We start from the raw sequence: 1,582 nt of genomic DNA on the forward strand, positions 1-1,582 counted from the left end.
TGGCCTTCCAGGCTCAATAGTATCAATTGCTTAGCCGTTTAACTGATGAAGTTGGGGGCTTCGGGCAGGCTCATTTTGAAACATCAGTTTATTTTAGGAGGTATCTCATGACTGATAAAACGATTGAAATGATTATCAAAGAATACGCACTCTCTGACGTGCCATCACAGTATGTGTCGTCGGACGAAGAGCCGATGACGCAGCGTGAGTGTGCCGCGGCGTTCGGCGATCAAGCTGTAGAACGTAGCTTTGCGACCGCTTGGGCGGGCGCGCAGCAGCGCGTCGGCGAGAGCCTTCCTCGAGTGCATCAGGTCCTCCCGGGCCTGGCGCGGGGCGACCTTGGCCTCATTGCAGGCGGTGATGGTGTCGGAAAGACAACGCTCAGCCTCGCGCTCGCCATGAACGTGGCGGCAGGGCGCGACCTGTTTCGACTAGGTGCCAATCTTTACAAGCAATCCGTGGCGCGCAAGGTGGTCTTTCTGGGGCTCGACGAGAGTTCTGACGATTACACGAGGCGCGTCAATACGCTGCTGGAGCGCGCAGTCTACGTCGAACAGCCCCGACCTTGGCTCAACAGAAACCTGCTCGTTCAGACGCTGCCAAAGGGGGATGCGAGCCTCATGCGAATTGCCGAAACCCTTTCCAGCCTTCCGGCCGCGGGCCACAACCCGGATCTGATCGTTCTGGACTCGCTCAGCCGCATCAATCCCGGGATCGATGTCGAAAATGGCAAGGAGCTTGGCGCTGCGATCCATGCGCTTGCGGTCGTCGGTCAGAACATCGGCGCCTCGATCATTCTTACGCAGGGGATGAAAGCGTCCGCGCTGAAGCTTAACACCAAGCAGCACGCGACGGCGGCCATGGGATCCACGGCGCTTCCGGATCAGTGCAGCTGGCAGCTCAATCTCGCGCCCGCGGCGGGGCCCGTGGTGGGGTTGGTGCGGGTTCATAACACGAAGTCCTGCCAGGATCGATTCCGTGCAATGACTGTGCAAATGCGGGCGGGAGGAGTGACGCGATATGTGCCGCCATTGCCGCGGGACAGCCTTGGCCGATTTGTCCCTGATCGCGTTTGATCTTGTGGTCTGACGTTCGACTTGCGGGCGATGACCTTTGATGGGGCGCTCCCTGAAGGTTCCACATTGGCCCGGGATCCATCGTGATCCCGGGCCAATGCCGTCCTGCACCGCCCGGGTTTAGGCGCGCGGAGCACGGTATCGCTTTTCGAGTTGCTGCAATACAGGGGAGAGATCGAGACCTGTTTCGTGCCAAAGGCCTTGGAGCAGCGCAATGTCTTGGGCGATCTGCTCCAGATGGCGCGCGGCGTTCTTCTGCTGGGCAATCTGTTGATCACGCAATGTGCGAAGTTGGGCCTCCTTCCGCTGAAGTTCGGCTTCCTCTTTTGCGAGCTTGGCCGCCTTCGCCGCCAAGTTTTTTGCGGTCACCTTCATCTCGGCCTCTGTCTCCAGAAGTTTGCGCTTCTGATTTGCACGCCAGAGGTGAGGGGGGACGTGAAACACCGGGGCACCCAACTTCATCAGTTAAACGGCTAAGCAATTGATACTATTGAGCCTGGAAGGCC

2 protein-coding genes are annotated in these 1,582 nt (G+C 58.8%); one reads left to right on the forward strand and one right to left on the reverse strand.

Going from position 1 to position 1,582, the window contains the following annotated elements; translation table 11 throughout:
* The first annotated feature begins 107 nt into the window (after positions 1-107).
* Positions 108-1,076, forward strand: a complete 969-nt coding sequence (locus tag IE101_RS19605) for an AAA family ATPase (protein ID WP_189635514.1) — start codon at positions 108-110, stop codon at positions 1,074-1,076.
* A 120-nt stretch (positions 1,077-1,196) separates the two neighbouring features.
* Here the strand turns inward: IE101_RS19605 and IE101_RS19610 are convergent, their stop codons facing one another.
* Positions 1,197-1,451, reverse strand: a complete 255-nt coding sequence (locus IE101_RS19610; RefSeq protein WP_189635515.1) for a hypothetical protein — start codon at positions 1,449-1,451, stop codon at positions 1,197-1,199.
* Positions 1,452-1,582 lie beyond the last annotated feature (131 nt).

It is taken from the genome of Gemmobacter lanyuensis, assembly GCF_014652355.1.
In the GTDB taxonomy this organism is placed as follows: Bacteria; Pseudomonadota; Alphaproteobacteria; order Rhodobacterales; family Rhodobacteraceae; genus Gemmobacter; species Gemmobacter lanyuensis.